We start from the raw sequence: 14,798 nt of genomic DNA, 5'->3' as shown, positions 1-14,798 counted from the left end.
ACAATAGCCCCGCATGCGATCAATCGGCCGTGAAGCCCTGGCGATTTCTTTGTGACAACGCGTCATGAGCTGAGTACGCATGCCGCGTTCATCACGCCCATCGATGCCTCCCGGACGGGACATCCACCTGGATGCCGTGCGCGCGCTGCCCGTGGCCTGGGTGGTGGCGGTCGGCTGGGTGCCATATGCGACATCCCGTCGCAGGCGGTCCCTGCCTCCCCCTTGACCAATGTCAAACCGGCCGCCGGCACGCGGGGGTATCTCTATGCAGGACCCGAACATGCCGGCGTTTCCGGCAGCCACAAGGACCCTGCAATGCACGACACCCCCGACAACAGCCAGCTCCTGAACGCCCTGCAGAAGGTCATGGTGATCTCCACCACTGACCTGCAGGGCAACATCACCTACGCCAATGATCTGTTCTGCACGCTCACCGGCTTCGCACGTGAAGAACTGATCGGCCAGCCGCACAGCATCGTGCGCCATCCGGATGTGCCCAAGGCCGTCTACAAGGACATGTGGGACACGATCAAGGCCGGCGGCATCTGGACCGGCATCGTGCCGAACCTGGGCAAGGGTGGCGTGCTCTATGTGGTCGACACCACCGTGCAGCCGCTGTTCGACGCCGAAGGCAACATCACCGCGTACATCAGCATCCGCCGTGTGGTGAACGACCTGATGCAGGACTTCGAGCAGGTCGAGTTCAGCAAGGAGAAATTCGACGACTTCTACGAGGCCGCGTGAACACCATCGCTGCCACACCGGTTCGCCGCCTGCTGGTGGGTTTCGCCTCCGAATCGGGCAATGCCCGCGCCCTGGCCCAGCGCCTGGGCGCGGACCCTGGCCTGCAAGCGCTCGCGCCGCAGGTGCTGCCGTTCAACGACATTGACGTTGCCAGCCTGGGCCAGGGCGATGTGCTGCTGGCGATCTCCAGTTCGTTCGGCGACGGCGAGCCGCCCGCCAACGGCGAACGCTTCTTCCAGAGCGTGTGCCAGACCAGGTCGCTGCCCGGCCTGCGCTACGCGGTGTTCGGCCTGGGCGACACCGGCTACCCTCGATTCTGCGGCTTCACCCGAGCGCTGGACGCGGCGCTGAGCGAACGCCAAGCGCAGCCGCTGCTGCGACGGGTCGACGCCGACCTCGGCTATGAACGGTTCTTCCAGCAGTGGCAGCCGGTGCTCCGCCAGGTACTCGAGGGCGATGCCGCCGCCGGCCAGGACCTGCATCTGCAGGTTACCGCCTACGGTGACGACAATGCCTTCGCCGCGCCCATCGTCGAGCGCCACCGCGTCAACAGCAGCGATCCGGCCGCATGGCACCTGCAGCTGGATATTGCCGGCAGTGGCATGGCCTACCGCGCCGGCGACACGGTGCACGTGCTGCCGGACCACGACCCTGCACTGCTGCAGGCCCTTGCCACCTGGTACGGCGACAATGCGGCCATCGCCATGCTGCAGGACCGCGAACTGCGGCTGCTGGGCAGGGGCGTGCTGCGCGAGCTGGCCAGGCTGGGCGGCAGCGAGCGGTTGAAGTCGCTGCTGAAGGTCAGCCAGAAGCGCGAGCTGGATGCCTACCTGCACGGTCTGGACGTGCTGGATATCCTGCAGGACCACGCCAGCCCGGACCGCGTGCCGCTGGCCAGGCTGCGCGACCTCCTGTCAGCGCGCCTGCCACGGGCCTACTCTATCGCCTCGCATCCCGGCAACGGCCAGCTGAGCCTGTGCATACGCGAAGTGCGCTACAGCCTGCGCGGCCGCGAGCGTTCCGGTACCGCCACCGGCAGCCTGCTGCGGGGGGGCAGCCACGCCCGCGTGTACTGCCGCTCCAATCCCGGCTTCCATCTGGCCGACACCGGCAGCGCGCCCCTGCTGCTGATCGGCACCGGCACCGGCATCGCGCCGCTGATCGGCCTGGTGCAGCAGGTGCAGGCCAATGGCTGCGGACGCGAACTGCATCTTGTGTTCGGCGAGAAGCATTGCGAACACGATTACCTGTATCGCGAGCAGCTGCAGGACTGGCATGCGCGCGGTGTGCTCGCCGGCCTGCATCCTGCCTTCTCGCGTGACGGAACCAAAAAGGTGTATGTGCAGCATGTGCTGCGGCAGCGCGCCCGCGAAGTAAGGCAGGTGTTGTCCCGCGGCGGGCACCTGTACCTGTGCGGCAACAAGCGCCACCTGGAAGACGCGGTGCGCGAGGCCATCGACGCCATTGGCGGCCAGGGGCATTGGGACCTGCTGCGCGGGGAGGGCCGCATTCACTGCGAGCTGTACTGACCCTGCATCGATTCGGCCGGCCGTGGCCCGGCACGAGCGCATGCATCAATCGCCGACGACCCGGCCGTCCGCCATGTGCGCGACCTGCTGGCCGAAGACAACGGCATCCTGAGGATCGTGGCTGATCAGCAGCAGCGGAATGCCGGTACTGTCCAGCACCGCCGCCAGCTCCTCGCGCAGGTGCTGGCGCAGGTCGTGGTCCAGTGCGGCGAACGGCTCGTCCAGCAGCAATGCCTGCGGTTGGGTCACCATGACCCGCGCCAGGGCCGTACGCTGACGCTGGCCGCCGGAGATCTGCGACGGCAGAAGATCCCCCACGTGGTCGATACGGAACGCCTGCAGCCACTGCTCGACGACGTCGAAGCGCTGGCCACGGCGTGGATTGAACCACCCCCGCTGCAGCCCGAACGCCACGTTCTGGCGCACGCTCAGGTGGGGAAACAGCGCGTAGTCCTGGAACACGTACCCCAGGCGACGCCGCTGCGGTGGCAAGTCGACCCGCGCGTGGGAATCGAACAGCACCTGCCCCTGCAGCGTCACATGGCCCTGTCCGGGACGCAGCAGTCCGGCCACGGCCTTGAGCGTCAGGCTTTTGCCTGCCCCGGACGGGCCGAACACCACAACCTGGCGCTGCGTGCACTGCAGCGTGACGTCCAGTTCGAAGACCTGGCCCGCTGCCTGCATCCGGCGCTGCACCTTCAGGTCAAGCCACATCGCGCAGCTCCCTGCGATGCCCGCCCACCAGGCGTGCCGCCAGCAGCAGGATGACGATGCACACTACCGACGTCAGGATCACCAGCGCATTGGCCCTGCCGTCCTGCCCTGCCTGCACCGCCTCGTAGATGGCGATCGACAGCGTCTGCGTACGACCCGGGATGCTGCCGGCCACCATCAGCGTCGCGCCGAACTCACCCATTGCCCGGGCAAACGCCAGCAGGAGGCCGGCGAGAATGCCGCGCCAAGCCAGCGGCAGCGTGATGCGGAAGAACACCGCCGCCTCCGACACGCCGAGCGTGCGCGCGGCCTGCTCCAGCTGCCCGTCCACATCCTCGAACGCCGCGCGTGCGGGCTTGAACACCAGCGGCAGCGAAGCCACTGCCGCGGCGACCACCGCCGCCTGCCAGGTAAAGATCAGGTTGATGCCGAACCACGACTGCAACCACGCGCCAATGGGGCCGTTGCGCCCTATCAGCACCAGCAGGTAATAACCGAGCACCGTCGGCGGCAGCACCATCGGCAGGGTCAGCAGCGAATCCAGCAGTTCGCGGCCGGGGAAGCGCCGACGCGCCAGCAACGCCCCCAATCCAACGCCCAGCACCAGATTGATCGCCGTGGCCCAGCCGGCGACCTTCAGCGACAACCCCAGCGCGCTCCAGTCCAGGTCCATCCGTCAGGGCTTGCCGAACCCGTGCCTGGCCAGGATCGCCTGACCTTGTGCCGACCGCACGAAGGTGGCGAAGCGCTTGGCTTCGGCTGGCTGCGTGCTGGCCCGGGTCACCGCCAGCGGATAGGCGATGCGTCCGGACACCGGCACTGCGAAGGCACGACGCACGCGGCCGGCCATGGCCTGTGCGTCGGTGGCGTAGACGAAACCGGCGTCCACTTCCCCCCGCGCCACGTAATCCAACGACTGGCGTACGTTCTGCGTGGTGACGATCCTGCCCTGCACCGACGGCCACAGGCCCGCCGCTTCCAGCGCACCCTTGGCATAGCGGCCGACCGGCACGCTGTCCGGGTTGCCCAGCGCGAGGCGCCGCACGTCGGCACCCGCGAGATCCTTCAGGCTACGCGGCCCGCCCCGGGTCTGCGGCGGCACCACCACCCACAGCGCGTTCACCGCAAACACCTCGCGGGTACCGGCAGCCAGCAGGCCCTGCCGCTGTGCCTGATCCATGGTGACTTCGTCGGCCGAAGCAAACACATCGACCGGTGCGCCCCGGCTGATCTGCTGCAGCAGCACGCCGGAGGCGGCGAAGTTGAAATCGACCCGGGCGCCGGGATGGGCCTTCTCATAGGCGGCACCGAGTTCACGGAAGCTCTCGGTCAGGCTCGACGCCGCCGATACCGTCAGCTCGGCCGCGTACGCCGGCAGCGACGCCAGCACCCCCAGCACTACCAGTCCCGCTCGCGTCATCGTCGGCTCCCGGCCAGATTCAATTCGGATCGGATTCATCGGCCGATGCCAGCAATGCCAGGCGCTCGGGCTGCAACAACAGGATTTCCCGCTGCCTGACCGCGATGATCCCATCATCGCTCAGCCGGCGCAGCACGCGGCTGGCGGTTTCCGGTGCCATCCGCAGGTAATTGGCGATCTCGGTGCGTGCCATCGTCAGGTTGAACCGGGTGGCGGAGAACCCGCGGCGTGCGTAGCGCTCGGACATGTCCAGCAGGAACGCGGCCATCCGCTCTTCGGTGCGATGGTTGGCCGCCAGCAGGGCAACCTTGCCGATCTCCGCACTGAGCAGGCTGAACAGCCGCGCCTGCAGGCCCGGCATGCGGGTGGCCAGCAGGCTCAGCCTGGGGAATGAGATCCGGCACAGGTACACGGTATCCAGCGCCACGGCATTGCAGGGAAAGCGTGCCTCGTGGATCGCGTTCAGGCCGATCACCTCACCGGGCAGACTGAAACCGAGCACCTGCTCGTTGCCCTGGCTGTCATCGACAAACGTCTTGACCATGCCGGCACGCACCGCCGCGATCGAATCGAACGGCTCGCCGGCGCGGAAGATGTAGTCGCCCGCGTGGAACGGGCCGACATGGTCGACCAGCACATGCAGTTCGCCCAGCGCGGCCTTGTCATACCCCTGCGACATGCAGGCATCGGAGAATGCACAGGTACTGCAGAAGTGCAGCGCGTCGCCGTCATCGGCAGCGGCGGGGTTCGGCGTCGCCGCGCCCTGGCGAACCTGGGGGTACGGAGTGGAGAACATCACGAAATGCCTGGATGAAGGCCTTCATCATACGGCAGGCGTGCCACGGCCGGTCTCACGGCGGCGGACGCTGCCCCCGCCGCTGATGGCCGCGCTGGCGCATGCTGTCGCGCACATCCACGTCGAACTGAAGCTGCAACGAACTGTCATCATCCAGCGCGATGGAAAATTCCAGACCATCACGCGACGGCAGTCGTGCTGCCAGCCCCTGCACTGCATCGCGCGGCAGCACCAGCCGGCAGACCGTGCCACCGTCCAGCAGCACCGCCTGGTCGCCCCCATGCAGCGACAAAGCGGTTCCCCACCCGCCCGTGCCACCAAACCGGGTCAGGTTCTCCAGCGAGTCACCGGCCAGCAGTGCTGCCAGTTCCTCTTCATCGACACGCAGGCGCATGGATTGCCGCTGCAGCTGGACTTTCATGTTGCGATGGACTCCCAGTCGGCCCCGGTATTGCAGTTGAACAGCAAGGCACGCTCATTCTCAGGCAGCGGCAACGCCGTCGCCGCCAGCCGCTCCTGCAGGGCACGCAGCGAACGCCGCGCCTGTGGATCTTCGATCAAGGTCCGCAGGGCCCGCCGGCAATGATCATCGATCTGCAGACACATCGGCAATGGCTCGCCGGAGAACACGCTGCAGGCGGAAGGCACCCCGTGCAGCCGATGCAGCAGGGCGCCGGTCAAGCTGGGCATGTCCACCGGCACCACCCACGCAACGGTATCGGGCATGGCCAGAGACACGCTGTAAAGCCCGCCCAGCGGGCCGCAGCGCGCGACCTGGTCGGGAATGCCATCGAAGGCCGGATAGTCACCGCTCACCCACACCCGCTGCGCACCGGCCGCGATCAACACGTCACGCATGTGCTCAAGCAGGGTGCGCCCGCGCCAGGGCAGCAGCGCCTTGTCGCGGCCCATGCGGCTGGACAGGCCTCCAGCCAGCACGATGCCGTCAATGGCCGTGCTCGTGGTCATGGCCATGTGCGGGCGTGCTGTCCGCATGGCACAGGCTGCAGCCCTCGCTCCAGGCGCTGTCGCCATCCTCGTAGTGTTCCTGCTTCCAGATCGGGCACTGGTGCTTCACTGCCTCGATCAGCTGCCGGCACGCGCCGAATGCTTCGTCCCGGTGCGGGCTGCCGGCCGCCACCACCACAGCCACATCGCCGATGCCCAGCCGCCCCCTGGCATGCGCCACATACAGCTTCAGGCGCGGCCCGAACGCCGCCTCCACCTCGGCCGCCAGGCGCTGGATTTCGTTCAGCACCAGCGGCTCGAACAGATCGTAAGTGATGCCCGTGACCACCCGGCCGACGTTCACGTCACGTACCTTGCCGATGAACACGTCGATACCGCCGAAACCCGGGTCGGACACCGCGGCGATCCCTTCTGCCGGGTCGATCGCCCCGTGCGCCCGGTCCACCACCTTCGCAATCGGCTTCGCGTCCATCGCTCAGCCCCCGCTCACCGGCGGCAGGATGGCCACGCGGCCATCCTCCGGCAGCACATCGTGATCGCGCAGCACGCGCTGCTGGTCGGCGAAGGCCGAATAGTCCAGCAGGCCGGCACGGAAACCGGGCCAACGCACCGGCAGCAGCTCGCGCAGCGCCTGGCGCAGGTCGGCCACGGTCGCACCCGGCACCTCCAGCGTGATCTCCCGACGGTCATCCAGATCGGAGAACGCACCGAACAACTGCAACGTCACCTGTTTCATTCCCACTCCCTGCCCGTCAGCTGCACCGGGTCGGCGTGGCCCCAGCCCTGTACGCGCACCGCGCTGCCGGCCGGAACCAGATCGCCCTCGTCCTCCAGTACCACCCAGGCGTTGGCCTGCACCATGGACATCAGACGGAACGATTCCTGTCCGGACAGCACCCGCGCACTCAGCTGGCCCTGCTCGTCCAGCTCCACCCGCGCACGGGCGTGGACGCGCAGGCCGGGCGGCTTGCGCACCATCGCCTGCAGGGGAAGCCGCAGCACCGGTTCCTGCGCCAACCCCAGCAGCCGGCGCAGTACAGGCTCGACAAAGAACCGCTGCCCCACTGCCGCCGACACCGGGTTGCCCGGCAGGCCGAAATACAGCGCACCGTCGGGCAGTACCGCAAACAGCAGCGGCTTGCCCGGACGGATCGCCACTTTGTGGAACACGATTCGCGCCCCGCGCGCGCGCAGTGCGTCGGGCACGAAGTCGTAACGGCCCGCAGAGACCGCACCGGTACTGACCAGTACCCGCGCACCGGCCGCCAGTGCCTGGTCCAGCGCTGCATCGAACGCGGCCACATCATCACCGACGGTGCCCTGCCACACCACCTCAGCTCCGGCCGCGTGCAGCCGCCCGACCAGGTAGGGGCGGTTGCTGTCACGGATCTGCCCGGACTCCAGCGCCTGCGTCGCCTCGCTCACCAGCTCCTTGCCGGTGGCAATCACCGCCACCGCCGGTCGCGACATCACCACCACCTCGCCAACGCCAAGGGCGTGCAGCAGGGTCCGTGCGTTGATATCCACCCTCTGTCCCGCCCGCAGCACGCATTCGCCTTCGGCTACGTCCTCGCCCCGCAGGCGTACGTTCTGGCCCGGCCTGACCACGCTCTTCAGCGCGATCCGGGTCGGACGGCCCGCTTCGCTGGCGAGGATCTGCACGTTCTCGATCGGTACCACCGTGTCCAGGCCGCCCGGCATGCGCGCGCCGGTCATGATCTCCCAGGCGCCCTCGCCGCCTTCGGCATCGCCATCACCCGCCGCCTGCCAGCCCTGCACCGTGAATTCGGTACCCGACTCGAACGCCACCCCGTTGGCGCGCAGCGCAAAACCGTCCATTGCCGAATTGTCGAACGGCGGCAATGCCTGCGCGCTGTGGATGTCACTGGCCAGGGTGCGGCCTGCGGCCTCCTGCAGGGGCAGACGCTCGGCGGGAAGCGGCGCGGCCGCCTCCAGCAGGTGCTGCAGTGCTTCACTGTAGAGAATCACGCGTGGTCACCACCGTCGACCATCGCCAGGGCGTGGCCCAGCACCGGCGCCAGGATGTCCAGGCACTGCGCTGCCGCCTTCGGGCTGCCGGGCAGCGCGAACACCAGCATGCTGCCCAGTTGCACCACCTCGGCGCGGCTCAGCCAGGCCATCGGCGTGTGCTGCGCGCTCAGCGCCCGGACCATCTGCGCCAGGCCATGCACCGGCCGCGCGTTCAACGAACGCAGCGCCTCCGGGGTGAGGTCGCGCGGGCCCAGGCCGGTACCGCCGGTGCACAGGCACAGGCGCACGCCGTCGGTGGCCAATGCCTGCAGGCGATCCGCCAACGGCTCGATGCCATCGGGCAGCACGTCGGCAGCCACCACCTCGCCGCCCAGCCTGTTCAGGCCGGCCACCAGGGTCGGGCCAGAAACATCCTCATAAGTGCCTGCGCTGGCACGGTCGCTCAGGGTGATCACCGCGCAGGCCGCGCCTTGCAGGCCCTTCGGCGCACGCGGTCTGAAGCGCTCGCGTTCGGCATCATCCATGCCATCAGGATGCAGCCACAGGCCGCGCTTGCCACCTTCCTTGAACAGCAGGCGGATACCTTCGATGCGCAGCGCCGGTTCCACCGGCTTGCTCAGGTCGTACAGGGTCAGCAACGCCGCGTTGACGCCGGCCAGCGCTTCCATTTCCACACCGGTACGCGCCTCGCTGGCACACTCGCACCAGACCCGGATGGCGTGCCGTTCCGGCACCGGCGCGCAGAACACCTGCACCAGCTCCAGCGGCAGCGGATGGCACAGTGGCATCAGCATCGACGCCATCTTCGCCCCCTGCAGGCCGGCGATCTCGGCCATGACCAGCGCGTCGCCCTTCGGCAGGCGACGCTCGACGATCAACGGGTACGCCAGCGGACCGGCATGCAGCTCGCCCACCGCCACCGCCCGCCGGCGACTGATGCGCTTGTTGCGGACATCGGCCATATGGAATGCCGCGTTCAGTTCCCCACTCATCGTGCTGCTCATCCTCCGATGGAAGCCAGGTGCGGGGTCAGCCCGGTCCGGCCCTGGTGCAGGCCATGCCCGGCCGCTTTCAGGCCAAGCTGGGTGGTGATGCGCGCCAGCAGCGCGTCATGGTCGTCATCGTGCTGCAGCAGCGCGCGCAGCGGCACGCCGAAGTCGCCGAACAGGCACAGCCGCAGGTCTCCCCTGGCTGTTACCCGCAAGCGGTTGCAGCCCTTGCAGAAATCGCGCGAGTACGGCGCGATGATGCCGATGCTGCCACGATGGTCCGGATGGCCGAACTCGCGCGCCGGGCCGGCATCGGCCGCCCGTGCACGCTCGCGCCAGCCGGCCGCCAGCAACTGCTCGATCACCCCGTCGGCACGCAGGTGATGCTGCTGGAAATAGGCTTCGTTGTCGCCGGTGCGCATCAGTTCGATGAAGCGCACGCTGAAGGGACGGTCGCGCAGGTACGCCATCCACTGCGGCAGCTCATCGTCATTGAGGCCGCGAAGCAGCACCGCGTTGAGCTTGATCGACGACAGGCCCAGCGCCTGCGCCAGGGCCAGGCCCTGCTCGATCTCCGGCAGGCGGTCATGCCCGGTGATCGCGGCAAAACGTTCGCGCCGCAGACTGTCCATGCTGACGTTCAGCGCCGTCAGGCCGGCGCGGTGCCAACCCGGCAGGCGACGCGGCAACTGCGTGCCGTTGGTGGTGATGGCCACTTTGCCGATACCCGGCACCGCCGCCACGGCCGCGATGATGTCATCAAGATCCTTGCGCAGGCTGGGCTCGCCACCGGTCAGCCGGATCTTGCTCATGCCCAGCGCCGCGAAGGCGCGGACCAGGCGGCTGATCTCCTCGACCTGCAGGAAACGCGGGCGGCCATCGGCCTGGTACCCCTCCGGCAGGCAATAGCCACAACGGAAGTTGCAGGCTTCGGTCAACGACAGGCGCAGGTACGGAAAGCTGCGTCCGAAACCGTCGGTGAGTTGGCTCATGGCTGGTCCACCTTCTTGCTCCACCGTCCTGCCTGTTGCCGCGTGATGTCGGCGCATCACAGCATGCGGCCTGCGCTGCCACGGGAGTGTGACTGGGCCCATCATGAACGATTTCCGGCAGCGGGTGCACGCTGCCGGGCAACAGGAAGAGCCGCAGCCAGTGTCCGGATGGATGCGCGCCAGGCTGACCGCGCCGCCCAGCGGGCCGGCGGTGGAGCGTCTACCTGCGGGCAGATCGTGCGCGCTTGCCGCCGTTGTGCTGCGCAGCCGCGCGGCTCTGTGCGAACTCGGGGAAGGTCTGCTCGATCGGGTCCACGTCCGGCAGGATGTAGAACACCCCGCCCCGCTCGAAGGTGGAACGGATGATGCGTTCGTAGAACTCCGGCGAGACGTTGATGCAGCCGTGGGTGACGCGGTTGTCGTCCGGCGACGGCGATGCCAGGCGCTCGACTCGCCTCTCTGCCGGAACGCCGGTCGCGGTCGGATGGATGGAGACTGCGGACTCGTAGTCCACCCACAGCACCCGCCCTGCATCGATCGAAGGGCCGTAGCCGCCCACGAAGCGACCTGCAGGCGTGGTGCGGTCCCGTCCCGGAATGGCACGCAGGGCGAGACCCGCAACGCCGGGCGCGGTGTGGTCGCCGGTCGCTGAACCGAACAATGCAGGGGCCGCGCCGCGCAGCCGGCCGTCGCCACCGAACACCAGGATCTGCGCGGCAGCCTTGTCCATGACTGCGAACGGATAGCCCTGGCTGTCCTTGGACGCCACGACCCAGCCCGCCAGTTCGATCACGGTTTCGGAGACATCCTGGCCGGGTGGCAGTTCATCAACGGCGGCCGACGGCGGCGCGACGGCATCTTCCGCATTGACGACACCAACCACCAGGAACGCCAACGCCACTGCCAGGGCAGCGCGATGGGCACGGCGCGCAAGGGAGGAGTGGGTATGGATGGGAGCATTCCTCGAAAGCTGTATTACGGGAGGACACCAGTGGCCGCTGCGGCCACTGGGCCCCTGACTCGGATGTGCAGGCTACAGGTGGTCAGCCGCGCGGGGTGCGGCGAGGTGCCCGTTCAAGCTGCTGGACGCGGCCTTCGATCTGATCCAGACGCTGGTTGGCCTGCTGCGCCGACTGATTGGCCGACTCGGCGCTCTGCGCCGCACCCTGCACCTTCACATCAAGCTGGTCGAGCCGCGAGTTGATCGTTGCGAAATCGTCCTTGTAGGTGGCGCAGGCCCCAAGGCCTACGGTGGCGACAATCGCCACACCGAGCGTACGTGCCATCATCAGGTGCTGCTTGGTAAGAATCATTCCACTCCCTCCTTCGTCTGGGGTGTCTGGAATATAGCGGCGTTTCGGCACACTCTCCGATTGGCTTTCAGCTGCAGGTGGAAGACGTGGACGTCGCGTGAAGACCCCGTCTCAACCGCGTCGCCAAGCCAATCCGGCGGCAATCGCCAAGGATGCCGCGATCACCAGCGAGGCCACCACGAACGCGGTGCGCACCTCCGCGGGCGTTGCCGTGTCAGGCGCGACGGCGAAGAACACACCGCCCACCAACGCCACCGACAGCGCCGCACTGATCTGCAGTGTCGCACTCACGATGCCTGCGGCCAGCCCGGCGTGGCGGGCATCCACATGGTCCACGCTCTGCTTCACCAGCGCCGGAAGCGCGATGCCCTGTCCCGCGCCGATCAGAAACAGCGGAAGCGGCAGCCACGACGGCATGTCCAGCAGCGCGAGCGTTGCGACCGCCAGCAGGCCCACAACCTCCATCACCATCCCATGCGATGCACCCTGTGCGGCCAGCCGCCGGAACGCCGAACCACACAGCGGCCCGAGAAGGAAACCCAGCCCCAACGGCAGGATCGCCAACCCCGCCGACGCGCTGCTGCGCCCCAGCGCGGACTGCTGATACACCGCGAAGACGAGAAAGAACGCAGCCAGCGCGTAGAAGAAGAATGTCGCTGACAGACTGCGCCTCAACCCGCGTATCTGCAGCAGCGATGGCAATACAAGCGGCATCTGCCCACGCCCCACGCATCGCTGCTCATGCCTCCAGAACAACAGCAGCAGGGGGCCGCTTGCCAGCAGCAGTCCTACGCACCACCACGGCCACTGGCGCTGGCGGCCCTCGATGATCGGTACCACCAGCGCCAGCAACGACGCCGCCAGCGCCACCGCTCCGACAGCGTCCAGCCGTGCTCCCTGGCGGGCGTGCGACTCACGCAGCAGCACGAATGCAGCCGGCACCGCGGCTGCGACGATGGGAAGATTGATGAGGAACACGCTCCTCCACCCTGTCCCCCACAGATCGGCTGTCACAAGCACCCCTCCCAGCAGCTGCCCGCCCACCGATGCGAGGCCGAAGGTGGCGCCATACAGGCCAAGCGCACGGCGCTTCTCGCTGTCCGGGAACAGGGCATGGATCGATGCCAATGACTGCGGGGCCATCAGCGCGGCCGACATCCCCTGCAGCAGCCGTCCGGCCACCAGCACTTCAGCCGCAGGCGCCAGGCCGCACAGCGCCGATGCCAGGCCGAACCCCAGCATGCCTGCGATGAACACCCGTTTCCTGCCGTAGATGTCGCCCAGCCGGCCTCCCAGGATCAGGGTCACCGCGTAGGCCGTGGCGTAGACCGAGATGACCAGCTGCGAGACATCCGGGGGCGCGTGCAGATCGACACGGATGGCCGGCAACGCGACATTGACGATGAAGAAGTCGAGCGGCGGCAGCAGCGTGCCTGTCAGCAGTACAGCCAATGCCATCCAACGGCGCGGATCGGGCGACACGGGGCCCGCAGCGTCAGCCGGTAGATTCATGTCGTCCCCCACTCAGCGCATGCCGCCTGAGGCAAGCAGGGTGTCGCCGCTCATCCATCGCGCATCATCGGAGGCGAGAAACGCAACGATCGGCGCCACGTCCAGTACCTGGCCTGTCCGGCCCAGTGGTGTCTGCGCCAGATTCCAGGCCTGGAACCCGGAATCGACGACACCCGCAGCATGTGTGCCCTCGGTCTCGATCAGGCCGGGATTGACCGCGTTGACACGGATACCGCGCGGACCAAGCTCCCTGGACAACACGCCGGTGATGGCGTCCATCGCGCCCTTCGAACCGGTGTAGATGGCGCTGTCCACCGGCAGGATGCGGGTCACGAATGAACTGATGTTGATGATGCTTGCACCGGGCCGCAGATGGGGAACGGTGGCGGCAGTGACCAGCAGCGGGCCCAGCACATTGATGTCGAACTGGTGGCGATAGAGCGCCTCGGTGGTGTCCTCGATCTTCGCGAACCGGTACACGCCCGAGTTGTTCACCACTACATCCAGCCTGCCGAACGCATCCAGGGCCGTGGCCACCAGTGCATCGACCTCGCGTGCGTCACGCACGTCGGCGCGCACCGCCAGCGCCCGACCACCGGCGGCTTCGATATCGGCAACGACCCGTTCGGCGCCCTCCCGGCTCGAGGCGTAGTTGACGACGACGCTGGCGCCGTCGGCCGCCAGGCGGCGGGCAACCGCAGCGCCAATGCCCTTCGAAGCGCCGGTGACCAGCGCGACCTTGTCTTTCAGCGTGTTCATATCAAGCGGATCCAGTTCCAGGGGGAGGCGGTCAGTGCGACCGGGGCCCATGCTGGACCTTTCAAACTTGTATGTGGACTGACACTGATGCACATTTTCCGTACATTTTTGAACGAGCATGATCATGGAATGGGGTGATGTCCGTGTCTTCCTGGCGATCGTGCGGGGCGGATCACTGGGTGAGGCGGCGCGGCGCCTTGGTGTCAGCCATCCCACGGTAGGCCGCCGGTTGAAGGCCCTTGAACAGCACGCCCGGCAGCCCCTGCTGCGGCGGACGCGGGACGGGCTGGTCACGACCGATGCCGGTGATGCGGTGCTGGCCCTGGCCGAAGCCATGGAGAACTCCGCCCTGGCCATGGAGCGCCGCCTGGAAGGCAGCCCGGGCCGGCTGGAAGGCATTCTGCGCATTTCGAGCGCGGACTGGTTTGCCTGCCACGTGCTGACGCCCGTGCTCGCCGAACTGGTACGCCGGCATCCGGCGGTGGTTCCGGAACTGATCGCCAGCTATCGACTGCTTGACCTGTCGCGCCGCGATGCCGACGTCGCGTTCCGCATCGTGCCGTTCAGTGAGCCGGACATCGTCCAGCGCCTCGTGATGACCCTGCCCTACGGCCTGTATGGTTCGGTCTCGACCATCGCTCGGCTGCAGGACGACCCCGATTCGGTCGGACTCATCCTGATGAACACCGCGCAGTCGCACTTCCCCGACGTGGAATGGTTGCTGCAGCGGTTTCCGCGTTCGCCGCGCGCATTCACCAGTACCAGTCGCAGTGTCCAGGCGCAGATGTGCCTGCACGGTACCGGTATCGCCGTGCTGCCCCGTGCGTTGGGTGACGCGGTAGCCGGACTGCAGCGCATCGACTCACACGGGACGCCCCCTTCGCGGGGCATCTGGGTGGGCTATCACCAGGATCTGCGCCACATGGACCGTCTGCGTGCCCTGCTGGACATCCTCGATTCGACGCTGCCGCCAACAGGCGCCACCCCCTCGGCAGGGAAACGGACAGCATGATTCCGTTCACGGGCGTTGACCTATGGTCCACCTCACCAGGCCGGCAGGACCGGTCAC

At 67.7% G+C, this 14,798-nt stretch carries 18 protein-coding genes; 3 read left to right on the top strand and 15 right to left on the bottom strand.

What is annotated here, in order from left to right; genetic code table 11:
• Positions 1-315: 315 nt before the first annotated feature.
• Complete coding sequence (locus AC5P76_RS09130; protein ID WP_065176127.1) at positions 316-744, top strand: PAS domain-containing protein; 429 nt, start codon at positions 316-318, stop codon at positions 742-744.
• Positions 741-2,273: a flavodoxin domain-containing protein gene (locus AC5P76_RS09125; RefSeq protein WP_253118547.1), complete on the top strand. Its 1,533-nt coding sequence runs from the start codon at positions 741-743 to the stop codon at positions 2,271-2,273. The genes AC5P76_RS09130 and AC5P76_RS09125 overlap by 4 nt, the downstream gene beginning before the upstream one ends.
• A gap of 45 nt (positions 2,274-2,318) precedes the next feature.
• Here AC5P76_RS09125 and AC5P76_RS09120 read toward each other — a convergent pair whose 3' ends face one another.
• The 15 genes from AC5P76_RS09120 to AC5P76_RS09050 all read right to left on the bottom strand — a co-directional run bounded on the left by AC5P76_RS09120 (position 2,319) and on the right by AC5P76_RS09050 (position 13,729).
• On the bottom strand, positions 2,319-2,987 hold the full coding sequence (locus AC5P76_RS09120; RefSeq protein ID WP_128988275.1) for a sulfate/molybdate ABC transporter ATP-binding protein: 669 nt from the start codon (positions 2,985-2,987) through the stop codon (positions 2,319-2,321).
• Positions 2,977-3,660 carry a molybdate ABC transporter permease subunit gene (gene modB, locus AC5P76_RS09115; RefSeq protein WP_065176130.1) on the bottom strand — a complete coding sequence of 228 codons (684 nt, stop codon included), beginning with the start codon at positions 3,658-3,660 and terminating at the stop codon, positions 2,977-2,979. Before modB ends, AC5P76_RS09120 begins: the two co-directional genes overlap by 11 nt.
• A 3-nt stretch (positions 3,661-3,663) precedes the next feature.
• On the bottom strand, positions 3,664-4,407 hold the full coding sequence (modA, locus tag AC5P76_RS09110; RefSeq protein WP_253118548.1) for a molybdate ABC transporter substrate-binding protein: 744 nt from the start codon (positions 4,405-4,407) through the stop codon (positions 3,664-3,666).
• Between the two features lie 19 nt (positions 4,408-4,426).
• Positions 4,427-5,203 (bottom strand): helix-turn-helix domain-containing protein, encoded by a 777-nt coding sequence (locus AC5P76_RS09105; RefSeq protein WP_053519761.1) that lies wholly within the window; start codon positions 5,201-5,203, stop codon positions 4,427-4,429.
• 55 nt (positions 5,204-5,258) lie between these two features.
• Complete coding sequence (locus AC5P76_RS09100) at positions 5,259-5,624, bottom strand: hypothetical protein (protein WP_053519762.1); 366 nt, start codon at positions 5,622-5,624, stop codon at positions 5,259-5,261.
• Positions 5,621-6,178: a molybdenum cofactor guanylyltransferase gene (gene mobA / locus AC5P76_RS09095; protein ID WP_429000958.1), complete on the bottom strand. Its 558-nt coding sequence runs from the start codon at positions 6,176-6,178 to the stop codon at positions 5,621-5,623. The genes AC5P76_RS09100 and mobA overlap by 4 nt, the downstream gene beginning before the upstream one ends.
• A complete protein-coding gene (locus AC5P76_RS09090; RefSeq protein WP_253118550.1) occupies positions 6,150-6,644 on the bottom strand; it encodes a molybdenum cofactor biosynthesis protein MoaE in 495 nt (164 codons plus the stop codon). The genes mobA and AC5P76_RS09090 overlap by 29 nt, the downstream gene beginning before the upstream one ends.
• 3 nt (positions 6,645-6,647) lie before the next feature.
• Positions 6,648-6,908: a MoaD/ThiS family protein gene (locus AC5P76_RS09085; RefSeq protein ID WP_053519765.1), complete on the bottom strand. Its 261-nt coding sequence runs from the start codon at positions 6,906-6,908 to the stop codon at positions 6,648-6,650.
• Entirely contained in the window at positions 6,905-8,161 is a 1,257-nt protein-coding gene (locus AC5P76_RS09080) for a molybdopterin molybdotransferase MoeA (protein WP_253118551.1), read from the bottom strand. Before AC5P76_RS09080 ends, AC5P76_RS09085 begins: the two co-directional genes overlap by 4 nt.
• Positions 8,158-9,156, bottom strand: coding sequence for a bifunctional molybdenum cofactor biosynthesis protein MoaC/MoaB (gene moaCB, locus AC5P76_RS09075; protein WP_253118552.1), 999 nt, complete (start codon positions 9,154-9,156; stop codon positions 8,158-8,160). Before moaCB ends, AC5P76_RS09080 begins: the two co-directional genes overlap by 4 nt.
• 8 nt (positions 9,157-9,164) lie before the next feature.
• Positions 9,165-10,145: a GTP 3',8-cyclase MoaA gene (gene moaA / locus AC5P76_RS09070; protein WP_065183013.1), complete on the bottom strand. Its 981-nt coding sequence runs from the start codon at positions 10,143-10,145 to the stop codon at positions 9,165-9,167.
• Positions 10,146-10,365: 220 nt separating this feature from the next.
• A complete protein-coding gene (locus AC5P76_RS09065) occupies positions 10,366-11,046 on the bottom strand; it encodes a L,D-transpeptidase (protein ID WP_065183014.1) in 681 nt (226 codons plus the stop codon).
• Positions 11,047-11,188: 142 nt separating this feature from the next.
• Positions 11,189-11,458, bottom strand: coding sequence for a hypothetical protein (locus AC5P76_RS09060; RefSeq protein ID WP_053519770.1), 270 nt, complete (start codon positions 11,456-11,458; stop codon positions 11,189-11,191).
• Between the two features lie 111 nt (positions 11,459-11,569).
• Positions 11,570-12,916 carry an MFS transporter gene (locus tag AC5P76_RS09055; RefSeq protein WP_220083907.1) on the bottom strand — a complete coding sequence of 449 codons (1,347 nt, stop codon included), beginning with the start codon at positions 12,914-12,916 and terminating at the stop codon, positions 11,570-11,572.
• Between the two features lie 66 nt (positions 12,917-12,982).
• Positions 12,983-13,729 (bottom strand): glucose 1-dehydrogenase, encoded by a 747-nt coding sequence (locus tag AC5P76_RS09050; protein WP_065183016.1) that lies wholly within the window; start codon positions 13,727-13,729, stop codon positions 12,983-12,985.
• 124 nt (positions 13,730-13,853) lie between these two features.
• On the opposite strand from AC5P76_RS09050, the gene AC5P76_RS09045 reads away from it, so the two are divergent.
• Positions 13,854-14,741 carry a LysR family transcriptional regulator gene (locus AC5P76_RS09045; protein ID WP_253161712.1) on the top strand — a complete coding sequence of 296 codons (888 nt, stop codon included), beginning with the start codon at positions 13,854-13,856 and terminating at the stop codon, positions 14,739-14,741.
• Positions 14,742-14,798 lie beyond the last annotated feature (57 nt).

Source organism: Stenotrophomonas sp. YJH_SMC_36 (genome assembly GCF_059369935.1).
This window is presented reverse-complemented; position numbering and strand designations above follow the sequence as displayed.

Coding starts and splice junctions, on each gene's coding strand:
- AC5P76_RS09130 (WP_065176127.1), top strand. CDS start 316: ATGCACGACACCCCCGACAACAGCCAGCTCCTGAACGCCCTGCAGAAG.
- AC5P76_RS09120 (WP_128988275.1), bottom strand. CDS start 2,987: ATGTGGCTTGACCTGAAGGTGCAGCGCCGGATGCAGGCAGCGGGCCAG.
- modB (WP_065176130.1), bottom strand. CDS start 3,660: ATGGACCTGGACTGGAGCGCGCTGGGGTTGTCGCTGAAGGTCGCCGGC.
- modA (WP_253118548.1), bottom strand. CDS start 4,407: ATGACGCGAGCGGGACTGGTAGTGCTGGGGGTGCTGGCGTCGCTGCCG.
- AC5P76_RS09105 (WP_053519761.1), bottom strand. CDS start 5,203: ATGTTCTCCACTCCGTACCCCCAGGTTCGCCAGGGCGCGGCGACGCCG.
- AC5P76_RS09100 (WP_053519762.1), bottom strand. CDS start 5,624: ATGAAAGTCCAGCTGCAGCGGCAATCCATGCGCCTGCGTGTCGATGAA.
- mobA (WP_429000958.1), bottom strand. CDS start 6,178: ATGGCCATGACCACGAGCACGGCCATTGACGGCATCGTGCTGGCTGGA.
- AC5P76_RS09090 (WP_253118550.1), bottom strand. CDS start 6,644: ATGGACGCGAAGCCGATTGCGAAGGTGGTGGACCGGGCGCACGGGGCG.
- AC5P76_RS09085 (WP_053519765.1), bottom strand. CDS start 6,908: ATGAAACAGGTGACGTTGCAGTTGTTCGGTGCGTTCTCCGATCTGGAT.
- moaCB (WP_253118552.1), bottom strand. CDS start 9,156: ATGAGTGGGGAACTGAACGCGGCATTCCATATGGCCGATGTCCGCAAC.
- moaA (WP_065183013.1), bottom strand. CDS start 10,145: ATGAGCCAACTCACCGACGGTTTCGGACGCAGCTTTCCGTACCTGCGC.
- AC5P76_RS09060 (WP_053519770.1), bottom strand. CDS start 11,458: ATGATTCTTACCAAGCAGCACCTGATGATGGCACGTACGCTCGGTGTG.
- AC5P76_RS09055 (WP_220083907.1), bottom strand. CDS start 12,916: ATGGCATTGGCTGTACTGCTGACAGGCACGCTGCTGCCGCCGCTCGAC.
- AC5P76_RS09050 (WP_065183016.1), bottom strand. CDS start 13,729: ATGAACACGCTGAAAGACAAGGTCGCGCTGGTCACCGGCGCTTCGAAG.
- AC5P76_RS09045 (WP_253161712.1), top strand. CDS start 13,854: ATGGAATGGGGTGATGTCCGTGTCTTCCTGGCGATCGTGCGGGGCGGA.